Source organism: Niastella caeni, assembly GCF_004834005.1.
In the GTDB taxonomy this organism is placed as follows: Bacteria; Bacteroidota; Bacteroidia; order Chitinophagales; family Chitinophagaceae; genus Niastella; species Niastella caeni.
Map to the genome: position 1 here is coordinate 317,495 of NZ_STFF01000004.1, position 24,262 is coordinate 341,756.

Consider the following 24,262-nt stretch of genomic DNA (forward strand, 5'->3'; position numbering starts at 1 on the left):
CAGATTTATTAACTATTAAGTTGTGGCAAGTGCAAAAAGCAAATTAATCAATCTTCTCCTGAGCATCATCAATAAAAAAAGATTTCTCAGAAAGCAATTTGCGTCCGGCAGATCAGGTTTGTTCAGTTGTCCAAAACCACCATCTAAAATCAAACGATCCTGTCACGTTCGCGAATTTCAGATAAATAACCGGCATGTGTTTACGTTAAGACCTAAAAACAAAAAGGAAAATGGCAAACACATTCTTTATTTGCACGGAGGGGCCTATGTGCAAACCTTTGTTATTTTTCATTGGGAGTTTCTGGCTGAATTGGTAAACAAAACAGGCTGCATTGTTACAGCGCCTGATTATCCATTGGCGCCAGACCATACTTATAAGGAATCCTTTACTTTAGCTTCGGTTCTTTACCACCAATTGATTGCTGCGGAAGACAATCGTCACCTTATTCTAATGGGCGATTCATCGGGTGGCGGATTTGCCCTGGCCCTGGCTCAAAAATTAAAGCAGGAACATGTAGTTCAACCATGTCAAATTATCCTATTATCACCCTGGCTTGATATAACACTTAGCAACCCGGGTATACATGAGGTGAACGGCTTTGAGCCTTTTCTAGGCATAGAAGGGCTTCGGCAGGCAGGAAAGAAATATGCGGGGGATGAAAGCCCTGATCACTATTTATTAAGCCCGATTTATGGGTCGTTTGAAGGACTCGGAAAAATATCCGTTTTTATTGGCACAAAAGATATCCTTGTAGCCGATACGAGAAAATTAAAGGCACTGGCAGATCAAAAAGAAATCGATATCAATTATCAGGAATATGAGAATATGTTCCACGACTGGATGTTTTTAAATTTCCCTGAATCAAAAAAGGCTAAAGAGGAAATCATCGGTCTTATAACCTAACAGACAGATATATTTCAGCTTAACATGTTGATTGCTGGCTTAACTACTCATTAAAAGCTCAATTCTTCACCCTGAATAATAAAGAAGAGATTCTGCAACTGATGTAGATATAACATATTCTTTACAATAGGTTGATGCGAAAAGTCTAAAGGAAAGTAGTCAGCATCCAACTCAATAGAATAGGTTCTTTCGGGCCTTTTGCGTTGCCATAATTTGAAATAGGTATGATAACTGAATCCCAGGTTCTGCAAGATCTGGTCATTTATTTTTACACGTTCAAACCTTTCAGATTTTGCATTTTCAAATTCACAACCATTATCGTCGTTTTCAAAGCCTATTAGTTTATCCTCTGTATTTCTTTCTCGATTTTCTAAGCAACATACCCTGCGAAGTATATTATCTACCAAAAGATAATTACCAATCCTGAATTCCTCAATTATTACCATTATTTATGTTTTAAAAGTAGGTAATGGAGTGGGTCGAACTTCTCCGCTTTCTTATCGATCCAATATTTTGAATGCTTGTCAATATAAATAGTTTTGCCGTTCGGCCCTACCCTATCCCATACAACATGATGTAAATCTGAATCTATTAGCTCAAACAACTGTTATATAATTTGATAATTATGTTATATCATTCACACATTTGCAGGCATCCGGATTAATAGGGCAATAAGGAAGTTTTTACGTACATTTAAGTCGGGACACCCGTCATTTCCGGCTACCAGATCACTATAATGCTGGCATATATGCATACCGGGGCTAATTAAACAAATATTCTTCTTTGAAACTATACATTAAAAATATGGTTTGTATCCGCTGCAAGATGGTAGTGAAAGAGGAGTTGTCAAAGTTAGGGTTGCATTTTATTTCAGTGGAGTTAGGTGAGGCAGAAGTTTTGGAGAATATTTCAGCCGAACAACATGATCAGATCAGGACAGCGTTGTTAAAATCGGGCCTTGAATTAATGGACGACAAAAAGAGTGTATTGATACAGAAGATAAAGAATGTTATTATTGAATTGGTGCATTATTCAGAGGAACCATTGGCCATAAATTTTTCTGAATTTCTAAGCCAGAAATTAAACTACGATTACACCTATCTTGCCAATCTTTTTTCAGAAGTGCAGGGCACTACGATTGAACAGTTTTTAATCGCTCACAAAATAGAACGGGTAAAGGAATTACTCGTATATGATGAATTGAATCTTACGGAAATCGCTTACAGGATGCATTACAGCAGTGTGGCGCATCTTTCGGCTCAGTTTAAGAAAGTAACCGGTCTCACTCCTTCGCATTTCAAACAGCTTAAGTACAAACGACGCTCCATGTTAGACGATTTATAACCTGTTTACGGTGGCAATGTAAAATAAAACGTGGTGCCATTGCCCGGCAAGCTTTCGACGCCAATTGTGCCCATATGTTGCCTGATAATGGCGGCAGAGATATTGAGCGGAATAATGACACCCGTGTTATCGAGGATGTATGAGCGATATAAAAACACTAATAATTATTTTATCAATAATAATCTGAGTACTACACCTTTTGCAAACATCACGTTGTCGCTTTTGCCTGTATTTTAATGGGGGCCGCGTAACTGACTAATCAATTTTTTCGGCTTATGTCATTAACGGCTCTTCTTTGATGTAGAGAATAATTGCGATTTTTATTACACGCACAAAACTTAATTACTTAATCGTATAGCTTTTAGTAGCCATTTCTGCAAGTCTGAAATAGCCCAAAGCGTAATTTTTGCTATCGGTCTGATTGACAATATTACCGCGGACAGTACTTGGTGTTGTAGGGAAAGGGTTGCCATCATTACCAGAAGCCTGTATTAATTTGAACATGTAATTGTAATAGCTTTTTGAAATTCCGTAAAGTTGTATGTCTATCTTATCCCCTGCTTTTAACTTTTCATGCGAATAAGACTCCTGCATTACATTACCATTACTATGTTCATCATCTTCAATTTCAATCTCCGGGAACGCTGTGTAAGGCTGGGTAACTCTGGTTAGATAGGAATTTACCTCATTTGCATCATCCTTATAGTAAAAAGTCATTTCAATTTGATCACCGGCCTCCCCTCCTTTGTTGTTCTGATCAATATTATCTTCAATTTCAGGAACAGCGGTAAATGTTTCCGATGCAGTATAGGTTTGCCCATTTAAAACAATTTTTAAGTTATAAGTCTGGCCGATAACAGGAAGGAAATTGCTGCAAATATATTGCCCTGTTCCGGGAGTTTCTACAAATTCAAAAACTGTATTTGACGAGTTAGTTACAGTAATTACTGCTCCGGAGACGCTCGGAAATTCGGGGCTGTAATAACCTGTTGTTGTCGACAATACAATCTTTTGTTTATTGCCTGCTGTATTTTTTACCCAGTCTATAGACGCATCTATAACCAATCTTGGCGATGCAGTCTTAAGATCCACAGTAGTAACCTTTTCGCATCCTGTCACAAACAGTGCAGCGGATATAATTATAATTTTTTGTAGTAGTTTCATTTTTGTCTTTTTATAAATAGGTGAGTTGTTTTTAAAATTTTACGTTGTAGGTTACACTGGGAACAATACCGAAAATGGATATTCTTCTTGTCTCATTTGTTCCCGTATCTTCATTCTGTCTAAAAGCGTACGATGCTGCATTGCTTCTGTTGTAAAGATTGTAGATACTGAAATTCCATTCACCCTGCCATCCTTGTTTCCTGTCGGGTTTAGGAGTATAAGTAGCAGACACATCTAAACGGTGGTATGCAGATAAGGAATTTTCATTTCTTGCACCATAACTCGCAACAGTAATACCATGATATTGGTATTTTCCATTAGGAAATGTTGCTGCTTTTCCGCTCTGGAAATTTAGAATAGCCCCAAACGACCATTTCGGAGTTAAAGCATAAGCGCCCGTAACAGATAAATTATGCAATTTGTCATAATTTGCCCTGTACCATTCTCCGTTATTTATACCCGGTTCATCTGCATTTCTGCCTGGTGTCCTTTGTTGTGCTTTAGAAATAGTATAGGAAACCCAGCCCGTCAGCTTTCCTGTATTTTTTTTGAACATCATTTCCAAACCATATGCTCTTCCTTCGCCGTTTAAAAGCACGGTTTCTACTGCATCTATTCCAAGTAGATCTGCGCCGTCAATATAGTCTGCTTTGTTTTTTATTTTTTTATAGAAAGTTTCAGCTTCCAAAGAATATTTACCGTTTTTAAAATTGTGAAAGTACCCCAGTGCTACCTGATCTAAAATTTCCGGTTTAAGGTATTGGTCAGATGGCGCCCATATATCAAGCGGGCTTGCAGAAGCAGTATTGGAAATTAAATGAACATATTGGCTCATTCTATTGTAACTGGCCTTGATAGATTGGTCATTGTTTAACGAATAAGCAATGGCAAGTCTTGGTTCAAAGTTGTCAAAACTGGCTATCTTTTTGTTTTTCCTGTAGTTTATTGTTCCTGTTGGAGTAGCCTCTTCATAAATATGAAGCTCCTTATTGAAAACAACCGGCTGATTATTGGCGTAAGTGTACACTTCCTGCGCCCCTAGTCTTTGAAAGTTACTGTAGCGAAGTCCATATTTCAGTGATAATTTTTCGGAAAGGTTTTGATCAGCACTGATATATACGGCATTTTCAAAAGCATATTTTTGGGCCAACTGGTCCGGATTGATAGCTGAACGCTCTCCAAACGGCCTGATCGTTCCAGGATTAAACTTGTAGTAAATTGAATTTACACCATAATTTAAAGTCAGGTCATTTGACAAATAATGTTTAAAATCAAATTTAAAATTGTAATTTTTTACCTCTGCTTTCCAGTCAAGACCAGCGGATTTTACTTTGATCCGGTAGTCATAATCACTGTAAATGGCAGATGCATTAGAGAAGATCTTATCTGAGAATATATGGTTCCATCTTATATTAAAAAGTTTATTACCGTAGACGTTAATAAAACTGTTATTAAAATTCATGTTGTCGTTACCAAAATATCCTGATACAAAAACATTATTTTTATCATTGAATTTGTAATTAAACTTGGTGTTCAGATCGTAGAAATAGGCTGAATTTGGTTCATTTGCCATTTTCAAAAAAAGATGTGCGTAAGATCCTCTTCCCGCAACCACAAAAGAACTTTTTTCTTTAACAATAGGACCTTCAACAAGCAACCGGCTTGATATTAATCCGATACCCGCGTTAGCATGATACTCCTTGTTGTTTCCTTCTTTTTGATAAATATCCAGTACTGATGATATACGTCCGCCAAAATTAGCGGGAATACCTCCTTTGTAAAGTTTTAGATCTTTGATTACATCAGCGTTGAAAACAGAAAAGAATCCGAATAAATGCGAGGTATTATAAACCACGGCTTCATCAAGCAATACAAGATTTCCATCAACAGAACCGCCCCTGACATTAAATCCCGATGCGCCTTCCTGCGCATTGGTAACCCCGGGAAGCTGTAAGATCGATTTTAAGACATCTACTTCACCCAGAACGGCCGGCATCTTTTTTATCGTGGCAATAGACAGTTTATTGGTGCTCATTTCAGGTTTTCGGATGTTCTCTTTTGTTGTATTGCTTTTAATTACAACTTCACCCAATGTTTTACTGCTTTCTGTCATCCCAAAGTTCCTTTTTGTGTTTTCGATCAGCGTGATAGTTTCTTCTATATTATCAAAACCTACGTGGCTTATGATAACGGTGTAAGTCCCTTTTGGCAATGTCGTGGTATAAAATCCGTAAGAATTGGTAGTAACACCTACTTTCGCTTCTGAAATGTAAATAGTTACGCCAATTAGTGTTTCGGTATTAGACTTATTAGATATTGTGCCGCTAAGAGTAACTTTTTCCTGTGAATACGCATCGCCTGAAAAGGCAAAAAAGAGTACCAGCAGGGATAGGATTCTGCTTCTCATTTTTAATGTTTAGAGTTAAATGTTACGATTTTCAGCTAAAGTAGATTTTTGCTGAACCCGCATATTTTATCTATACAAAATGCCTTACTTTATATATTAAAGCAGCCTTTACATCTAGTAAAATAAATCGTACACTAACCGGCCTCTATTTTTATGTGCTATTTTTTAAACGTTTTGGAGAGATGTGGATTGAAATATCTTTTTGGGGGCTTGTATGTTATTATTTAGCTTTTAGAAAAGGTTTACCACCTATAAATCTTATTTTGGTATATAATTAATGTGCTTTTGTATAGTAAAGGATTTATATTCTTTGCGTATTGCTAATTTGCGGGAAACCTAAAATGGGTTTATGAATAAAACTTTACACAGAAAAACCATGGTTGCCAATTGGATGATTCAGTTGATCATTTCAGAAAAATACCGGTTTCAACGTCATTTGTTATCGATCGCATTTTGTATTGTTGTTTTATATTATAGTCCGGCGGACTATGTAGAACCTTTCGAAACCTATAATCGGCTGGTCATTTTTTTTCAGATAATTTTATTGACCTACGGTAATATGTATTTTTTTGTACCTAAATTTTTGTTTAGGAAAAGATACCTGAGTTATGGTCTTTTTGTGCTTTCAGGCATGATCCTTTCGTTTTACGTTCATGAAGTTTTTTCTTTTTATTTTAAACCTTATTTACTTCCTTACGAGGATGACAGTATCAGCTTTTTTACCTTTTCCTTTATGATCATGATGCTTATTATTGCATCTGCGGCAGTTAAATTATTCCAGCAGTGGATCTCTGATGCGCGACTGATCCATGATCTTGACCTGGCAAAAACCAATGCCGAACTGGAACAGCTCAAGAATCAGATCAATCCGCATTTCCTTTTTAATATGCTTAATAATGCCAATGTTTTGATTGAAGATGATCCTAAAAAAGCTTCGCAGGTTTTGGTGAAACTAAGTGACCTGCTTCGTTATCAGCTTTATGACAGCTCGAGAGATAAAGTTTTATTAACTTCAGAAATCCATTTTTTAGAAGATTTTTTAAACCTGGAAAAAGTTAGACGGGATAATTTTAATTTTTTAATATCCAAAGAAGGTGAATTGAGCGGTGTTCAGGTTCCTCCCTTATTATTTATTTCATTTGTCGAAAATGCTGTAAAACACAATAATGACTCAGCGAAATTATCCTATGTAAATTTGTTTTTCGATGTTCGTCCTACTGAGCTTTTTTTCAAATGCATAAACTCTAAACCCGTTGTAAAAGCAGTTAATAAATCCGGAGGATTAGGTCTGGCCAATATTAAAAGAAGATTAGACCTCCTGTTCCCTTCTTCACATGATCTGAAAATAGAAGACAATTCGGAAACGTACTGCGTTACCTTAACTTTAAAATACCAAAATGAACTGCATAATAGTTGATGATGAACCATTAGCAAGAAAAGCAATCCAGAAACTGGTTTCTCAGACAGAAAATCTGGAGTCTATAGCTTCATTTAATGGCGCAGATGCTACAAGAGAATTTCTGGCAAAAAATGCGGTTGATTTAGTATTTCTTGATATTCAAATGCCGGGAGTGAATGGAATTGAATTTGCCAGAACTATTCCTAAAAAAACTTTAGTGGTGTTTACTACCGCTTTTCATGAATTTGCTTCTGAGAGTTATGAAGTAGACGCTATTGACTATTTGATCAAACCTGTAAAATTAGAGCGCTTTCAAAAAGCTGTTGAAAAGGCACAGACGTATTGCAAATTATTTCATAATGATTATACAAACAGTAATATAGAAAACATAACCGATGATTATATTTTCGTAAAGGCAGACCGAAGAATGTTCAAAGTACATTTTAGTGACATTCTTTTTATCGAAGGTTTAAAAGATTATGTGGTTATTTATTTAGAAAATCAAAAAGTGATTACGCTGATGAATATTAAAACTATTAATGATTTGCTTCCAAAAAATTTCTTTGTCAGAGTCAGCAAATCTTATATAATCAATGTAAATAAAATAGATTCTGTAGATAACAATACCATATATATGGGAAAAAACGAAATACCGATTGGCAATATTTACAGGGATTTCTTTTTTAATGAATTTATAACCAAAAAGATTTTGAATAAGTAATAAAAGGGGGCTTTGCATTTTCTTTAACATATAGTCCTTCTGCACCCTGGTGTTGGATGCTGCATCCCACCGGTAAGCATTGCCCACATCGGTACGGGCATAAAGCAGTACAACAATAAGAAATACCTCACCAAAAAGCCATAAAATACCTGGCTGTTGAATCATTTTAACCCCTGATCTGCAACAAACGGATACTTTTTTATCCCAGGTTCAAGGTAGATTTGGCGCTTAATTAAGTAATGATAATGACAAGGTATTATAAGCCAGAACTGGATATCCTTCGTTTTTGCGCATTTCTTTTCGTTTTTTTTACACACAGATTGGATCTTGCGCCTATCGATCAGGCAGAATATTATTGGGGCTATCATCTTAGCCTCGTTGGTGTTTTCGGGGTTCCGCTGTTCTTCTTTCTGAGTGCTTTCTTAATTACTGAATTGCTTACTAAGGAGCAGGAATTATTTGGAAGAATTAGTGTTAAGTCATTTTATATACGACGAATACTACGTATTTGGCCATTGTATTTCACTTTCTTTTTTGTAATGGTTATAGTTACAAAGTTTTCAGATAAGTTTGGACAAATTTCTTCCGACACACAGTTTGCATTTAGCTTTTTTTCCGGTAATTGGTATATTACATTTAAGGGATGGCTTGCATCTTATCCCATTAATCCGCTTTGGAGTGTTTCTGTAGAAGAACAACTTTACATTTTGCTACCTTTGATTCTCTTTTTTACAGGCAAACGGGGATTGCTCATTTTTTCTTATCTGGCACTGTTCATAGCATATGCAGCTATCATTTATTATGCGCAAAGGCCCACGAAAGGATTTAGCGGCGAATGGACGAATAGCTTTGTGCAATTTCAATTTTTTGCAGCAGGTATCCTTTTCTCCCTTTACATGAAGGGGTGGCAACCTAAATGGCCTGTGATGGTGCGAATTGCGATGTTCGTTGGAGGAATAGTGTGTTGGTTAATCGCATCCATTGCTTGTGAAGTTCATGCAGACGCGCCACATCTTTCAACAATCCTGCAGGCAATTACTGGTTGGTGGCTGATTCTTTCAGGAGTAATATTTTTCTTTTTGTCTTTGTATGGCGCCGAAGAAAAGTACATGCCCCGGGTTTTGGCCTACCTCGGTCGTATATCTTATGGTTTGTACGTTTTCCATATAACGATATTTTGGTTTGTATATCATATATATAAGAAAGAACTGGATGCTTTTAGTAAATTGATCGGTGCGCATGAGTGGCGAAACAATGTGGGTTTCATAATTGCTTTCGTTGTAACTGTCGTTATCGCCATGTTATCATATAGTTTTTTTGAGAAACCATTCTTACGGCTTAAAAAGAAGTTTACATTAATTCGATCAAGAGATTAAACAATGTTTGTCTTACAACATTTCTTTATTTCGTTGGCAGGTCACTGAATGGTGCCAGGCAGGTAACGCTAAAAGCGCCTTTAAATAATTGCATTTGAAGGGGCTTTTTGGTCATACGATCATTTAGTAATTCCTGAATAAGCCGGTTAGTGTAGTCTCACCCAGTATATGATCTTTCATCGCATCGAGAAGCTCAGCTTTTGTCATCCCCTCTTTTGAAGTTAAAATTTTATCCAAAGCATATAATTTGAAATTATACTGATGCGTTCCTCCTGGCGGACAAGGACCGCTGTACCCCTTTTCATTCCAACTATTTAAACCATCTACTGCTTTAATTTGCTCGCCACTTTTTTTCTCCTCAAGATGACTAATTGTGCCGGGTATATTATAAATTACCCAATGTACCCAGGTACCCATTGGCGCGTCGGGATCATCCATAATTAAAGCAAAACTTTTCGTTTTTTCAGGAAATCCCCTCCAGCTAAGCGGTGGCGATATATTAATGCTATCGCATGTATATTTGGCAGGAATGGGCTTCCCTTCTTCGAAAGCTGAGCTGATTAGTTTAAACGTATCTGCAGTTTGCGACCTTGTCACACTTGTCAAAAAAATAAAAATCAGTAAAAAAAAGTGTGTCTTAACACCATTTTGAGTGTTCATATCTGTGTTTTAGTAGACGGTTAATTTTTGGGCATGTTTCTAGTTCAATACATTTCGCACAACTCTTCAATATACATAAATTTTTGCACCAATTTTGGCTGAGTAAGAATTGTTCTTCGATATTGAGTTAGCCATTAACTATTGATTAATTAAATCCAAAAGCAAATCTGCGATATCAAATCTTGGAAAATCTCCACTGTTATTGAGCAAAATAATTACACTTTTATTGTCTGGCTGCCTTAAGAACATGGTATAATAACCAAAATCAGTTCCCGGATGATATATAAGGGTGTGCTTTTTTGATTGGTTAAATAGCTTTCTGTCGATCATCCAGCCGTATCCATACCAGGCATCCCAGTCAACATATTCCGACCTGGGTTCAAATAATCCATTTATTTTTTCTGTCGGCAGCAGCCTGGTTGTGTATAATGCTTCATCCCATTTTAACAGATCAGCTGCGGTAGATATAATTCCACCGGCCCCCGCTACATTTTTTATTTTATAGGCAGGTTCAGGCAAATTGTACCAATAACCTTTTGAATTGATACTATCCAAGGCAAACCCTGAATGATCCATTTTAAGCGGGGTAAAAATTCTTTCCTTTAATGCCTGTCCGTACGTTTTATTTGTAACGTTTTCTATTATAGCTGCCAGGATTACATAACCGGAGTTTGAATATTGAAATACGCTACCTGGCTTAAATGCTAATGAATCACTGCAGAATTTGATGACAATATCAGGGAGAGAAATCTCTCTGGTCATTATTTCATTGAGATAATCTTGCCTGCCGGTATAATTGGGGATGCCCGAAGTATGTGTTAATAACTGCTCTATGGTAATATTCTTATGAATGTAACCAGGAATGAATTTGCCAACAGGATCATATATGCTGATCTTATTTTCAGTGATCAGTTGTTGTATCAGCAGGGAGGTAAAAGTTTTAGTAAGTGAACCAATCCTGAATTGTGTGTTGCTCGTTATGGGTACATTGTTTTCACGATCTGACAAACCATAATTTTTCTGAAAAATTATGTGGTCATCCTGTTTTATAAGCGCAGCGCCGTTAAAGATCCCCTGCTGATGGTAGAAACTTAGCAGCGAATCAATGCGCACGGATTTATCATTTGGTAGTTTTTGCAGCCGTTTTTCGATTTTACCTTTTAGATTATAAGCTTCATTTTTTGCAATTATCTTCGATGCGATGGTATCAGCATTGTAATCAGCCAGAATGGTATTGTAATCTTTCCAGAAATCCCTTTCATTGCTGCCTGGCTGGTATTCAATAAATTTGTTGTTTCCCAGCATTTCATTGTCTGCTATCTCTTTAATATTGACAGTATCAATACCTGTAACAATGTAATCAACCCGGATATCTGCACTGAAATCGTAATAGGCACGGTTGCTTTTAAAGTTCAGCGTGTTGTCGTTTCTTACTCCAGACAGCACCCACTTATTGCCCGGTTTGCTATAATTCACAAGAAAATCATCCCTTTTAATATCTATGTCTATTCCAACCAGTTTCATTAGCGCTCTTGTTCCAGCATCCCCATATTCTGCATAGGGCAAACCCTTCGGGCTTCTCGTAAACCCAATAGAGATAAAGGCCAGGTCATTGACAGCTATGTATAACTTTCCTTTATACAGCGATTTCTTAATACCATCTTTTTGGTCAAATATGATCTCATAAGCCTCAACTCCGTTATAATCGATTATTCGCTGCAATTTAAACCAGTGACTTTTGAGGCCGCTTTTACTGAACAGGTCAGATTCTGTAATATGTTTAACGATGTCATATTCAAAAATATTTTTAGGCTTCAGCCCGAGATCAATCCCATGCGAAGCCTGTTCATCCTGGATCGCCCTCATTTTGTTCAGCCTGAACTGACTTTTCTTTTTGGAATCATAGCCATAATTATAGATATCAAATACGGCTTCAGACAACATAATATGTTCATCTCCCTTTTTGGTATCAATCCTGTAAAAGCCGTTCATAATATGCGGATGGCAATAGTAGTTTAGCGGAATATTGGCAATGGCATTTTGAATCAACTGAACCGGATCTATAGGCTTTATAATTACCTCCTGTAAAACAACAGGCTTTTTTGCCAGTTTTATAATTAAAATTTCTGAGGTATTGATTGAGGATATGCTTAGTTTTTGCGATTCATAACCCAGAAATGAGATCACCAGGGTGTCGGGGTTATAACCGGCGGGTAATTTAAGTAAGAACTCGCCAAATTTATTGCTAAAGGTGCCAGCGTGCTTTGCAGTTATACTTGCATAAGCAAGGGGCGTATTGTTATTATCCAATACTTTTCCAGTGATAATAATGTTTGCAGGTTGCGATAAAAGCGAAGATTGTAAAATAAGAAAAAGGGCAACAAAGCCGGCAGTTTTCATTTTGGTTTTAAATAAAAATAGGCAGACGTTAGTAAACTCTTTGTTAAAACCATTTTATTATTAAAAGAGTATTGGCAATGCCGGGGCAGCCTATATCAAAGTAAATGAACCTTTGTCAAATATAAAATGACATGCCTACTCATAAAACTGAAAAAATTTCCTGCTTTTTTTTCAGTTCCCGAAATTATTTACGTATGGCATACCAGTTGTAGACAATTTTTCTGCAGGCTTTATATGCGCGTAATAAAATCTGACTTTGTATTTAATTCATTCAAAATCATATGTTATGACAGAAAATGTAAAAGCCACTCCATTGCATGACAGGGTTATTATCAAGCCCGCACCATCCACCGAAAAAACACCAGGGGGTATTATCATTCCGGATACTGCAAAAGAAAAGCCGCAGCATGGAATAGTATTGGCCGCCGGTCCGGGTAAGAAGGACGAGCCCACTACCGTGAAAATAGGGGACGAGGTACTGTATGGCAGGTATGCTGGTACCGAATTCCAGTATGAAGGGCAACAACTGCTGATTATGCGGGAGTCTGATATTCTCGCAATCCTTTAATGATAATTCAACCTCAGTGAGTATTATTTCACGAATATTTATTTACAACCGCTAAAAATCAGATAAGCTATGTCAAAACAATTGTTTTTTGATGTAACTGCAAGAACCCGGATGAAAAAAGGCGTTGATATGTTAGCCAACGCTGTTAAAGTAACCCTTGGCCCTAAAGGCCGAAATGTAGTGCTTGAAAGAAAGTTTGGCGCTCCCGCCATAACCAAGGATGGCGTAAGCGTTGCCAAAGAAATTGAACTGGAAGACCCGCTTGAGAATATGGGCGCCCGGATGGTGAAGGAAGTAGCTTCCAGAACAGCAGACCTGGCAGGCGATGGCACCACCACGGCTACCGTTCTGGCACAGGCCATTATACATGAGGGATTGAAGAACGTAGCTGCCGGCGCTAACCCCATGGATCTGAAACGCGGCATAGATAAAGGCGTAGAAGCGATCGTAAAAAACCTGCGTGAACAATCACAAACAATAGGCACCGATGCCGGCAAGATGCGCCAGGTGGCTACCATCTCTGCCAACAACGATGAAACCATCGGTGATTTGATAGCCCAGGCATTCAACAAAGTGGGTAAAGAAGGCGTGATCACCGTGGAAGAAGCCAAAGGAACGGATACAAGCGTAGCTGTAGTAGAAGGAATGCAATTCGACAGGGGATATATTTCTCCCTACTTTGTAACCAATACTGAAAAAATGCAGGCTGAACTGCAACAACCCTATATCCTTATTTATGATAAAAAGCTTTCTGCTATGAAGGATATAGTGGGCATTTTGGAAAAAACAGCCAAAGCAGGTCGTCCGGTGTTAATTATCGCAGAAGATATTGAAGGGGAAGCGCTGGCTACGCTTGTGGTTAATAAGTTACGCGGTACGTTAAAGGTTGCAGCTGTAAAAGCGCCTGGCTTTGGTGACCGAAGAAAAGAAATGTTACAGGATATTGCCGTACTTACAAAGGGTACTGTTATCAGCGAAGAACAGGGCTACACATTGGAAAATGTCGACCTGACCCATCTCGGCTCGGCAGATACTATCACTATCGATAAGGACAATACAACTGTTATAGGCGGTCACGGGGAAAAGGACGCGATCACCGGCCGGATTAATCAAATAAAAGCCCAAATAGCTGTCACCACCTCCGACTATGACAAAGAAAAATTGCAGGAAAGACTGGCTCGTTTAGCCGGCGGTGTTGCCGTATTATATGTGGGCGCTGCCACCGAAGTTGAAATGAAGGAGAAAAAAGACCGTGTGGATGATGCATTGCATGCTACGCGGGCCGCGGTTGAAGAAGGTATTGTGCCCGGAGGTGGTGTAGCTTACATACGGGCCAGCCAAACGTTACAGGATTTGCAAGGCCGTAATGAAGATGAAACTACCGGCATCGCCATTGTAAAACGTGCCGTAGAAGAACCGCTGCGTCAAATAGTTTACAACTGCGGACTGGAAGGAAGTGTCGTAGTTCAAAACATTAAGAAGGGTAAAGATGACTATGGGTTCAATGCCCGCAGTGAACAATATGAAAACCTGATGGCAGCCGGCGTAATAGACCCTGCCAAGGTTTCACGAATTGCCCTGGAACATGCAGCCTCCGTTGCAGCCATGTTACTTACAACCGAATGTGTTATTGCTGATAAACCCAAAAAAGACGCTGTAGTACCTGTAGCTGCACATGAAATGGGAGGAATGGATTATTAAACAATTATATTTTTAAGTAACCTTTAAAAACATAAAACAATGGTAAACAATTTTAAAAATCTGTTCAGCCACCTGCTCAACAGGGTGATGGCCAAGCCTCCTCCCCTGCTCACAATTTGAGTGAAATTTAATTGTTGCTGAAATCTTATTGTATAATAGCTTATTCAGGAGGTAAAGTATGCGATCTCAATTAAGCAGGTTGTACAATCAGTTGCGGCTGCCTTTAAAAAATTATATGCGTACGCTACTAAGGTTTATCCGCAAAAGAGACGATGACGACCATCACTTTAATAACCCCTTTGTTATTTATTAATTGATACACATGAAGAAAATAATGAAAACAAGGAAACAAATAATGAGGAAGGATGGGTTCGGCAGGAATACCGGAAACGTTCATTTAGCCGGAGCTTCCATTTGAATGATACCGTTGATGCCAATTGTATAAGCGCGCATTATGAAAATAGAAAGCTTGTCTAAAATATCATAATATGAAAAGCTTGTTTCGGTATCTGAGGAGTGATGTCTCATCCGGAGTAGTTGTATTCTTTGTAGCTCTGCCACTGTGTCTCGGCATTGCTCTTGCATCAGGAGCTCCACTGTTTGCAGGTATTATTGCAGGTATAGTAGGTGGTATTGTAGTAGGAAGCCTTAGCGGATCTGCCCTTGGGGTCAGCGGCCCTGCTGCCGGGCTGGCAGTTATTGTTTTTAAATCAATCGAAAAGCTGGGCACCTGGGAGGTATTCTTGTTAGCTGTATTAATTGCAGGTATTATCCAGTTTATTATGGGCCTGGCAAAACTTGGCGTTATTGCCTATTTTTTTCCTTCCTCCGTTATAAAAGGAATGCTTACAGGCATCGGATTGATAATAATTTTAAAACAGGTCCCACATGCGCTGGGTTATAATAAGGATTATGAAGGAAATGTGGGTTTTAAACAATTAAATGATGAGAATACCATTTCGGCTTTGCCTGGTGCTGTGTCAGATTTGCTGAATTTAATTTCACCAGGTGCCTTGATCATCACCCTTGTTTCCCTGACCATCCTGTTGTTTTGGGAAATTGTTTTGATCAAAAAGCATAAAATATTTAAAGTATTACAAGGGCCATTAGTTGCCGTAACTGCAGGTGTGTTTTTTAATTATCTGTTTTCATTGGGTAGCGGCGATTTGCGGTTGGGTTCCGACCAGGTAGTCAGCCTGCCTGTGGCAGATGGTTTCGTAGATTTTTTTAACCAGTTTATGCTACCCGATTTTTCAAGGATCGCTGACTGGGAAGTCTATGTTACTGGTTTCACCATTGCGATTGTTGCAAGTCTTGAGACCCTATTATGCGTTGAAGCAACCGATAAATTAGATCCTGAAAAACGTATCACTTCAACCAACCAGGAATTGAAGGCCCAGGGTATTGGCAATATTGTTTCAGGGTTTATCGGAGGGTTACCGATCACGCAGGTAATAGTACGCAGTACGGCCAATATTTCTTTTGGCGCCCGCACCAAACTTTCGACCATTGTCCATGGCATTCTGCTATTGGTTTGCGCATTGCTGATCCCACGCATTTTAAATATGATACCACTCGCAACGCTTGCCTGTATTTTAATTGTTGTAGGTTGTAAACTGGCAAAGCCATCTCTTTTTAAAGAAATGTATAAACTGGGATGGAGTCAATTTATCCCTTTCATGGTAACGGTTATCGGTGTTGTATTTACCGATTTACTGCAAGGCATTGCTATTGGTATGGTCGTGGCTATATTTTATATTCTTAGAAACAATTTCAGAAACCCATTCTACATGATCGAATATAATCATGAGAAAGGACGGGAATACAATATTATTCTGTCGGAAGAGGTAAGTTTTTTAAACAAAGGAAGTATTCTGCAAATGCTGAATCATGTGCCTGTTAATGCCAGGGTTGTTATCGACGGTCGCAATTCAAGAGTTATTGATCATGATGTCGTAGAAATAATCAACAACTTTAAAACAAGGGCCGATGTGAAGAATATCGAACTTGAAGTGATAGGTATTGACAATAAGAAACTTACTTAAAACATTTAAGTTATGCAACAAGAAATGTTACCCTGCCATTTGCAGGTTTTTGAGCTTGATCCTTCCATTGGGTTGCATGCTGTAAACGTTTGAGATAAACTTTTAATAAGTAGTCCTGCAAAATTGAATGGTTGAAGGCTTTTCTATTTTACATACCTGCATTTACCCCGCTTAATGGATATAGTTACCGGAAGAGTTCCCTCAGGTAGAACGTAGCTGCTTTAATTATAAACCCAAAATGATATCTTTATCAATTATTCAGCATCGTTTCGCCACCAACCAAACCGATATGAAAAATTTGTTTTTGCTATCTGTCACCTTAGTTTCTTTTGTTGCCTGCCAAACAAGTACTACCGGAAAATCCTTTATAGCTATTGAAGGAATAGACTCGACCCGCAAGCCGGGCGACAATTTTTTTAATTATGTAAATGCCCAATGGTACGATACCGTACAAATACCGGCGAGCCAGTCGGGCGTAGGCGCCTACCGGTTCATGAACTTTCAGCAGCGCCTCAAGTTGCAAGGTATTCTCGATAGCATATCAAAAAGCAATAATGTGCCGGGTAGCCTGGAACAAAAGATTGGTGATTTCTTTGCTTCCGGAATGGATACCAATATGATCAACCAACGCAGTTTTGAACCCCTCAAAACCGGGTTGAACCGGATCAATGGCATCACTAGTATTTCTGATATGACCTCATTCATAGCAGAAGAAGCCAAACTGTCAACCGTATCTCTCATTGCTTTTGAGGTTTTGCCCGATCAGGAAAACAGCAGCATAAACATGGGACATATTTCTCAATCGGGTATCGGCATGCCCGACAGGGATTATTATTTCAAGACCGATTCCGCCTCCGTTTCTATTCAGCAAGCCTATAAAAAATATCTCGCAGCTCTTTTTACATTGACTGGAACCGATCCCATTTTGGCGCAAAAAAACGCAACGCTTGTTTACAATATTGAAAAACAACTGGCTGCTTCACATAAAACCAATATTGAAACGCGGGATGTAAAAGGTAATTTTCATAAAATGGCCCTGGCTGATTTAAATAAACAACAAGATAATATAGGATGGACAGCTTACTTCAAAACACTGGGCGCCACAATGGATTCGCTGAATGTGGCCAACCAGGTTATTACGCTAAAGTGAACACGCTGCTGAAATCGGTCCCGCTCGGGGATTGGAAAATATACCTGAAAGCGAACTATATTAGTAGTTATGCAGATTATTTGAGCAAGCCTTTTGTGGATGCATCCTTTGAGTATAACAAGGCCCTAACCGGACAAGCTGTACAAAAGCCACGCGGAGAAGTAATGACCAGCGCGGTAGACAACTACCTGGGATATGCACTGGGACAATTGTATGTAAAGCTATATTTCCCCGAATCGGCAAAAGCGCGAATGCTGGAACTGGTGAATAATCTGCAAAAGGCCTTTTCAAACCGGATCGACCAGTTGAACTGGATGAGTGACAGCACTAAGCAAAAAGCCAGGGAAAAATTATTTGCCATTACAAAAAAGATCGGGTACCCTGATAAATGGCGTGATTACAGCCATGTGACTATTGTTAGGAATAAATATTTTGAAAATGTGGTGTCGGCGGCTGCAAACAATTTCCAATATAAGCTGGCCAAATTGGGGAAACCTGTTGATAAAACCGAGTGGTTCACTACCCCCTCCACAGTTACCGCTTATAATAATCCTTACGCCAACGAAATTGTGTTTCCCGCCGGAATTCTGCAATCTCCCTATTTCGACAATAATGCCGATGACGCCCTTAACTATGGGGGTATCGGTATGGTTATCGGACATGAATTGACGCATACTTTTGATGACCAGGGAGCCCAGTTTGATAAAGACGGGAACGTAAAAAACTGGTGGACACCGAAAGACTACGAAAAGTTTAAGGCCATCACCCAACAGGTCATTGACCTATACAACAAATTCACCGTACTGGACAGCATTCATGTGAAAGGCGCGCTTACTGTAGGAGAAAATACAGCAGATATAAGCGGCGTTGCCGTGGCTCTTGACGCTTTTAAAATGACCGAACAGGGACAGGATACCACGAGGATCGGTGGGTTTACACCCATTCAGCGATTTTTCTTTTCAGTAGCCAGGATCTGGCGGGTGAAAATGAAAGACGAATACTTGCGCTACTGGGTAAATAACGATCCTCATTCGCCACCCATGTGGCGGGTGAATGGCCCACTGATGAACACCCCGGCTTTTTACTCAGCTTTTAATGTGAAACCTGGCGAGATGATGTATCTCGACAATGATAAGCAAATCAAAATCTGGTAAATTGGAGCGGCCGGTACTGAAGCAGTTTTAGTGTAAAAATGGTAATCAATTCTAAAGATTCAGCAACGCCTGCCAATTGCCTATGCAGAAGCAGACAAATGGTTTGTAGACCGGCAGGGTAAAAGCATTGAAAAATATGCATCCCGGTAAAAGCAATCACTATTTTTGTTCTACTGAATGTCTCAAAATTTACACAGCAAAACAATAAGCGACACCATTACAGCGATATTCCATACATTTCATTGCCTGTAGCTTATTGATATGACAAATAAGGCAGGAATACCGGAAACGTTCATTCAGCCGGAGCTTCCATTTGAATGATGCCTAAAAACGAAAAAGCAAAAACATCTTTCAGCCTTCTGGTTTATGATCTGATTTCTCTTCGCATAAACCAGTAATATGAAATGGCAAAACACATTACAGTTGCAGCAATCAAACCAGTAATTTGGGGCCAAACGATCAATACGCTTTCCCTGAATGATAATGGAGCCGGAATAGCGCCTGCCATTTGTTCCATTGTAAGCGGCCCCAGGCTTCGCACAGCAGGCATTAGCATTACGGTTGTGGCATCTGTATAAAGCTGACTTGGTGCAAACCGGAGGAAACCCAGTATTAAATTATTATAATCCAGAATGTCAGTTTGCGAAAGAAACGCCGGGTCTGGTAAAAAAGCCTTTACCACCATATTGACTACAATCTTATAAAAGATCGTAAAAAAGAGCCAAATGCCTATTGCTGTAAGCGCCGAAGTGGTCGCTTGTTTAAATTTCACCGAAAGTAAAATAGATAAACTTAACCAAAAGCCCACATAGAGTACCGTTAGCAAAATAAACGTCAGTATCCGTAATACCTCCACTATTTCAATAGAAACCCCTGTAATGACCAATCCACCACCAATCATCAGCAAGCCCAGCGAAAGGAATAATGCAGAAATAACTATAAGAGGGCTTATGAATTTGGCTAAAAGAAAATTGTCACGATATATCGGCTGGGCCAGCAACCTGATCAATGTACCGTTTTGTTGTTCCGAATTTACGGCATCGAACCCAAGACCAATTCCCAATATGGCGCCCAGGAAACTCATGAAAATGTGGAACGATGGAAGGGAGCCATCTGTAGTGGTCAGTATCTTTAAATACAACAGTCCATTGTCTGGTATCGCGGAACTGGCAGCGGGGTTTGTGATATTGGTCATCGACACATACATAGAACCCAAAAATGTGAGCACTATTAACACCAACAAAACTATAAAACGCCAGCTCCTTACCTGATCGCCAATTTCTTTTTTAACGATAACCACAAAGGGTGAAACAGGCTGCTTGTGTTTAGATATGCTACTGGCGCCAACAACTGTAAGCGCATTACTTTTTAATTTTTTTGAAAAAAGACCTTTGAAATATACTACCGGACTTTCCATTGGTTTCATTTTCAGTTAGTGTATTTTCAAAATATCGTTGATAAATTTCTTCAAGACCATATTCTTTCCGCTGAACACCCATGATATCCTGGCCTTTCTCAACAAAAAAACGTACAAATTCAGGGGTGGCATTTCTTGTACAGGATATTTCAATGGTGTTATCGTGCATTTCTATTGCATTTACTCCTTCAATATTTAATAGTTGCTGGTTATATTCTTCTATATTTTGCAGTGGATGGGCAAACGTGATTATGACCACGTGTGCCTCGCGGGAAAATAAATGAGTTGACAGTTTGTCAATATTGTCGCTGGCCAGCAACCGGCCTTCCACAAAAATACCTACCCGGTCACAAACCTGTTGAACCTGGTTAAGGTGGTGACTCGATAATAAAACAGTGATGCTTTGCTGTTTGCTGAGCTCCTTTATAAGGGTTAAAAACTCTTTTACACCAGCTGGATCTATTCCCAGCGTAGGTTCGTCAAGGATGATAACTTCCGGTTGTTTAATGAGTACCTCGGCAAGCCCCAAACGTTGCTTCATCCCCCTGGAATAGGTGCCGGCTTTTTTATCAATAGCCTTTGATAAACCTACCAGCTCCATAAGTTCAACAGCCCTTTCTTTAACCCTGGATTCGGGAATGCCATTTAACCTGCCTATGTATACCAGATTGTCAAGAGCATTCATACCGTCATAAAATCCCATATTATCCGGCATGTAACCAACTTTTTGTTTCACCGCAACAGGGTTGCTGGTAGCATTATAGCCGCATACCGAAACCTTTCCTGAAGTTGGCTCTGTAAGCCCCAGCATCATAAGAATGGTAGTTGTTTTGCCGGCCCCGTTTGGTCCAAGAAGACCATAGATCTCTCCTTTGGAAATTTCCAGGTTCAGATTATCTACCGCCTTCAATGAACCATAAAGTTTAGTCAACCCTATTAATTCAATGACAGGATTTTTCATAATGAAAGTATCTTATCTTCTACCATATTTTCGAATGAGAATATACACTATTCCGATGGCTATTAAAATAATCAGCACACCGAGCCAGCCTGTTAGCCAGGAGGTTGTGACGGTCAACCTGTATGAAACACTGGAAGTAGTATTAGCATTGTTGGCCGTGAAGGTTGTAAGGTAGTCGCCTGCTATGGTTTTATCCGGAACGTTTAAACTTGCGGTTACAGTAACGGCACTACCAGGTTCCAAATGGTCAATTTTGGAAGGTTCGAAGGTGACATTCCATTTTGAAGGCGTTTGTGCAGATAGATCAAGGTTGTCGAGTGGCAAGGTGCCCTGGTTTTTTAAAGAAAGGTAAATGGGCTTCCGCTTGCCTTCCGTTACCTCATCGCTTAACAGGCCGGAAGGCGTTGTTAATTCAAGTGAATACGAACCTTTCACTACCGCTTCAAGGTTCAGTTCCAGCGTCCCCTGGTCAGAGACAGCCTTAACGGGAATCGCGTATTTACCGGGTTTTACAGCAGGTGACGGGGTTAGTTCAATAGAAATGTCCTGTAATTTGTTTGAGTCCAGTTTGAAAGAGGTAACCTGCATCCCATCTATGCGAAAACTGCTACTCCATCCTGGTGGAACAATGGTTTGTAATTCATAAACGACTGACCGGTTCTGACCATTGAAGAGTGAAGCATTGTAGCGAAATGTTTCCTTCGCGGTAGCTTCCAAATTCATAAAACGGGCAGAAAAGCTGGAGGTCTTTACTGGTCCCGGTCGTGCGATAACCGATTGAAAAGGTAATAAAGTGATTGATAAAGAAAAAAGTACAAAAAGAGGGACAAAAAGTCCACGGCCTTCAATGCGCCGGGGTTGACGATGTTGCGCTAACATAAGATTAACAAATAGATTAGATTTATTAATAGAATAAAAGCGCCTCAAAAAAGGCAGGCTAATTTAATGCAGGGAAAATATTTCTTCCAAATAAAAATTAACTTTTTTTGAGTAGAGATGCAAACAATGAATCAATCCATACAGCATTAATTATGAATTACCAATTTACCATTCCGGTAATGGGCGCCATCGGAAGCTTTGACAAAATATATTCCGTTCGGCAAGCTTTGCAGGTCGGTTAGCCGCAATTCATTAAGGCCTGTTTTTAACTGGTATTGCCGGCTCGTACGCCGCCGCCGCCACGTTGATAGCATACCCATTCATGATAAAGTTGTTGGTTACCGCCATCACTATTACTCCCCCGGTAGTCCCATCCCACCTGGGCGGCGTAATGTCGGCGTTCATAACGAGGCTGTAATATACAGGTACACGAATTACCTGGTAAGTATACCGGCCATCGGCGCCAAAAGCGGCATTTTATAATTATTAACCGTTCCCGTTTGCAGCGTCAACGTACCGCCGGTGAGCGGAACGGAATTGGTCGCTATTATATATTCCATATTCCCGGCGTATAACTCGGCATTATTCAGGTAACCGCTACTGCTTACACCATCTCCATATAAAGCCGCTTTCAGTGCAGTATCTGAAAAATCGGTTGGAACAAGAATTTTATTCATGATTTAGTTATATGCATCAATTTTCATGCCCTTGCACATACTTAAAACAATTGTAAAACATCTAATAACGGACCATAAACACAGGAGAATTAATACAGCTATTACAGGTTAAATAAAACATTATGGCAAAAAAATGGGACTTATTTAAAGGTTTCTTTCAAAGCGAAAAAGCCAGCGGATTTATTTTGATCGGGTGTACGCTTATCTCTATGTTAATTGCCAACAGTAATGTAGGGGAAAAGTATGTAAACCTATGGCATAGTCATCTGGATCTGTCTTTTTTAGGGTTGAACTATAGTTACGAGCATTGGGTGAACGACGGTCTTATGGCAATATTTTTTTTATTGGTAGGGCTTGAGATTGAGCGGGAGCTCTACATTGGGGAACTATCGGATTTCAAGCACGCAATATTACCTATACTGGCTGCTGCAGGAGGAATGGTTGTGCCGGCTCTGCTGCATTTTATATTTAATGCAGGAACCAATACTCAAAGCGGTTTTGGAATACCTATGGCGACCGATATAGCTTTTGCATTAGGCATACTTTCCCTGGCTGGTAAAAGGGTGCCGGTTTCGCTAAAAATATTCCTTACCGCATTGGCTATAATTGACGATTTAGGCGCAATAACCGTAATTGCCCTGTTCTATACCAAAAGTTTCAATTTGTATTTCTTCCTTGGAGCCTTAATGGTTTTTCTTATTCTATTCATATTAGGGAAAAAACGTGTTTACTGGCTGCCGATTTATTTAGCAGGAGGAATTGTGATGTGGTATTTAATGTTGAAGTCTGGCGTGCATGCCACTATAGCTGGTGTTTTATTAGCCTTTGCCATCCCTTTTCATAAGGAAGATGATAAAAATCCATCGTATCATCTGCAGCATTTCTTACATAATCCCGTAGCATTTATCATTCTTCCCATTTTTGCACTGGCTAATACAGCAATTATTTTTCCAAAGAATGTTCTGGAGGGTTTTACCAGTAGCAATTCAATAGGAATTATTACCGGCCTTGTGCTGGGTAAGTTTCTTGGCATTTTCCTGTTCACTTTTTTGGCAGTTAAATTTAAAGTAGCCACGCTTTCAACCGATATCACCTGGCGCCAGATAGCCGGTGCTGCCTGTTTAGGCGGAATAGGATTTACCATGAGCATATTTATTACCAACCTTGCTTTTAACGATCCCGAAATAATTAATAATTCAAAGATCAGTATTCTTTTTGCTTCCCTGCTGGCATCTGTGACCGGACTTGCTATTTTGAAGAAGGCCAAAAGCAAACGATTATTACAATTACTATAATACAATGAGGATAGTAACGAGCGTGCCAGGAAATTGCTCA

At 39.2% G+C, this 24,262-nt stretch carries 22 protein-coding genes and 1 pseudogene; 12 read left to right on the forward strand and 11 right to left on the reverse strand.

Translation table 11 applies throughout. The annotated features are described in order from the left end of the window. Positions 1–22: 22 nt before the first annotated feature. Positions 23–904 (forward strand): alpha/beta hydrolase fold domain-containing protein, encoded by an 882-nt coding sequence (locus tag FAM09_RS16245; RefSeq protein ID WP_136578183.1) that lies wholly within the window; start codon positions 23–25, stop codon positions 902–904. Between the two features lie 50 nt (positions 905–954). Here the strand turns inward: FAM09_RS16245 and FAM09_RS16250 are convergent, their stop codons facing one another. Next, complete coding sequence (locus FAM09_RS16250; RefSeq protein WP_136578184.1) at positions 955–1,350, reverse strand: hypothetical protein; 396 nt, start codon at positions 1,348–1,350, stop codon at positions 955–957. A gap of 337 nt (positions 1,351–1,687) precedes the next feature. On the opposite strand from FAM09_RS16250, the gene FAM09_RS16255 reads away from it, so the two are divergent. Further along, complete coding sequence (locus tag FAM09_RS16255; RefSeq protein WP_136578185.1) at positions 1,688–2,248, forward strand: helix-turn-helix domain-containing protein; 561 nt, start codon at positions 1,688–1,690, stop codon at positions 2,246–2,248. Positions 2,249–2,253: 5 nt separating this feature from the next. On the opposite strand, the gene FAM09_RS16260 is transcribed toward FAM09_RS16255, so the two are convergent. From FAM09_RS16260 to FAM09_RS16270, 3 genes are all read right to left on the reverse strand, one after another. Beyond that, positions 2,254–2,406, reverse strand: a complete 153-nt coding sequence (locus FAM09_RS16260) for a HAMP domain-containing histidine kinase (protein WP_136578186.1) — start codon at positions 2,404–2,406, stop codon at positions 2,254–2,256. A 184-nt stretch (positions 2,407–2,590) separates the two neighbouring features. Further along, positions 2,591–3,412 (reverse strand): DUF4249 domain-containing protein, encoded by an 822-nt coding sequence (locus FAM09_RS16265; RefSeq protein ID WP_136578187.1) that lies wholly within the window; start codon positions 3,410–3,412, stop codon positions 2,591–2,593. Positions 3,413–3,443: 31 nt separating this feature from the next. Further along, the gene (locus FAM09_RS16270; protein ID WP_136578188.1) at positions 3,444–5,819 is read right to left on the reverse strand and encodes a TonB-dependent receptor; all 2,376 of its coding nucleotides are present in this window, start codon (positions 5,817–5,819) and stop codon (positions 3,444–3,446) included. Between the two features lie 349 nt (positions 5,820–6,168). Between FAM09_RS16270 and FAM09_RS16275 the strand changes: the two genes are divergently transcribed. From FAM09_RS16275 to FAM09_RS16285, 3 genes are all read left to right on the forward strand, one after another. After that, positions 6,169–7,236, forward strand: a complete 1,068-nt coding sequence (locus FAM09_RS16275; RefSeq protein WP_136578189.1) for a sensor histidine kinase — start codon at positions 6,169–6,171, stop codon at positions 7,234–7,236. Then, positions 7,217–7,939, forward strand: coding sequence for a LytR/AlgR family response regulator transcription factor (locus FAM09_RS16280; RefSeq protein ID WP_136578190.1), 723 nt, complete (start codon positions 7,217–7,219; stop codon positions 7,937–7,939). The genes FAM09_RS16275 and FAM09_RS16280 overlap by 20 nt, the downstream gene beginning before the upstream one ends. A gap of 245 nt (positions 7,940–8,184) precedes the next feature. Next, a complete protein-coding gene (locus FAM09_RS16285; protein WP_166437179.1) occupies positions 8,185–9,315 on the forward strand; it encodes an acyltransferase family protein in 1,131 nt (376 codons plus the stop codon). Between the two features lie 123 nt (positions 9,316–9,438). Here the strand turns inward: FAM09_RS16285 and FAM09_RS16290 are convergent, their stop codons facing one another. Continuing rightward, positions 9,439–9,975: a YbhB/YbcL family Raf kinase inhibitor-like protein gene (locus FAM09_RS16290; RefSeq protein ID WP_136578192.1), complete on the reverse strand. Its 537-nt coding sequence runs from the start codon at positions 9,973–9,975 to the stop codon at positions 9,439–9,441. Between the two features lie 138 nt (positions 9,976–10,113). Continuing rightward, the gene (locus FAM09_RS16295; RefSeq protein ID WP_136578193.1) at positions 10,114–12,375 is read right to left on the reverse strand and encodes a serine hydrolase; all 2,262 of its coding nucleotides are present in this window, start codon (positions 12,373–12,375) and stop codon (positions 10,114–10,116) included. A 286-nt stretch (positions 12,376–12,661) separates the two neighbouring features. Here FAM09_RS16295 and FAM09_RS16300 point away from each other — a divergent pair, with 286 nt between their 5' ends. The 6 genes and pseudogenes from FAM09_RS16300 (at position 12,662) to FAM09_RS31270 (ending at position 18,993) form a co-directional block, all read left to right on the forward strand. Next, positions 12,662–12,943: a co-chaperone GroES gene (locus FAM09_RS16300; protein ID WP_136578194.1), complete on the forward strand. Its 282-nt coding sequence runs from the start codon at positions 12,662–12,664 to the stop codon at positions 12,941–12,943. 69 nt (positions 12,944–13,012) lie between these two features. Then, positions 13,013–14,644 carry a chaperonin GroEL gene (groL, locus tag FAM09_RS16305; protein WP_136578195.1) on the forward strand — a complete coding sequence of 544 codons (1,632 nt, stop codon included), beginning with the start codon at positions 13,013–13,015 and terminating at the stop codon, positions 14,642–14,644. A 312-nt stretch (positions 14,645–14,956) separates the two neighbouring features. After that, the gene (locus tag FAM09_RS31590) at positions 14,957–15,121 is read left to right on the forward strand and encodes an Hsp20 family protein (protein ID WP_136578466.1); all 165 of its coding nucleotides are present in this window, start codon (positions 14,957–14,959) and stop codon (positions 15,119–15,121) included. 11 nt (positions 15,122–15,132) lie between these two features. After that, the gene (locus FAM09_RS16315; protein WP_136578196.1) at positions 15,133–16,689 is read left to right on the forward strand and encodes a SulP family inorganic anion transporter; all 1,557 of its coding nucleotides are present in this window, start codon (positions 15,133–15,135) and stop codon (positions 16,687–16,689) included. Between the two features lie 289 nt (positions 16,690–16,978). Next, positions 16,979–18,162, forward strand: a pseudogene (locus FAM09_RS31265) (M13 family peptidase); the annotation flags it as partial. Beyond that, positions 18,154–18,993, forward strand: a complete 840-nt coding sequence (locus FAM09_RS31270) for a M13-type metalloendopeptidase (protein WP_243751703.1) — start codon at positions 18,154–18,156, stop codon at positions 18,991–18,993. The pseudogene FAM09_RS31265 and the gene FAM09_RS31270, both read left to right, overlap by 9 nt. Before the next feature lie 364 nt (positions 18,994–19,357). Here the strand turns inward: FAM09_RS31270 and FAM09_RS16325 are convergent, their stop codons facing one another. The 5 genes from FAM09_RS16325 to FAM09_RS16340 form a co-directional block, all read right to left on the reverse strand. Continuing rightward, positions 19,358–20,419: an ABC transporter permease gene (locus FAM09_RS16325; protein ID WP_243751688.1), complete on the reverse strand. Its 1,062-nt coding sequence runs from the start codon at positions 20,417–20,419 to the stop codon at positions 19,358–19,360. Then, positions 20,355–21,371, reverse strand: coding sequence for an ABC transporter ATP-binding protein (locus FAM09_RS16330; RefSeq protein ID WP_136578198.1), 1,017 nt, complete (start codon positions 21,369–21,371; stop codon positions 20,355–20,357). The genes FAM09_RS16325 and FAM09_RS16330 overlap by 65 nt, the downstream gene beginning before the upstream one ends. A 12-nt stretch (positions 21,372–21,383) precedes the next feature. Further along, entirely contained in the window at positions 21,384–22,250 is an 867-nt protein-coding gene (locus FAM09_RS16335; protein ID WP_136578199.1) for a COG1470 family protein, read from the reverse strand. Positions 22,251–22,502: 252 nt separating this feature from the next. After that, on the reverse strand, positions 22,503–22,655 hold the full coding sequence (locus FAM09_RS30710) for a hypothetical protein (protein ID WP_153825456.1): 153 nt from the start codon (positions 22,653–22,655) through the stop codon (positions 22,503–22,505). 29 nt (positions 22,656–22,684) lie between these two features. Then, entirely contained in the window at positions 22,685–22,927 is a 243-nt protein-coding gene (locus FAM09_RS16340) for a hypothetical protein (protein ID WP_136578200.1), read from the reverse strand. A 122-nt stretch (positions 22,928–23,049) separates the two neighbouring features. Between FAM09_RS16340 and nhaA the strand changes: the two genes are divergently transcribed. Continuing rightward, positions 23,050–24,222, forward strand: a complete 1,173-nt coding sequence (gene nhaA, locus FAM09_RS16345; RefSeq protein ID WP_136578201.1) for a Na+/H+ antiporter NhaA — start codon at positions 23,050–23,052, stop codon at positions 24,220–24,222. Positions 24,223–24,262: the final 40 nt, after the last annotated feature.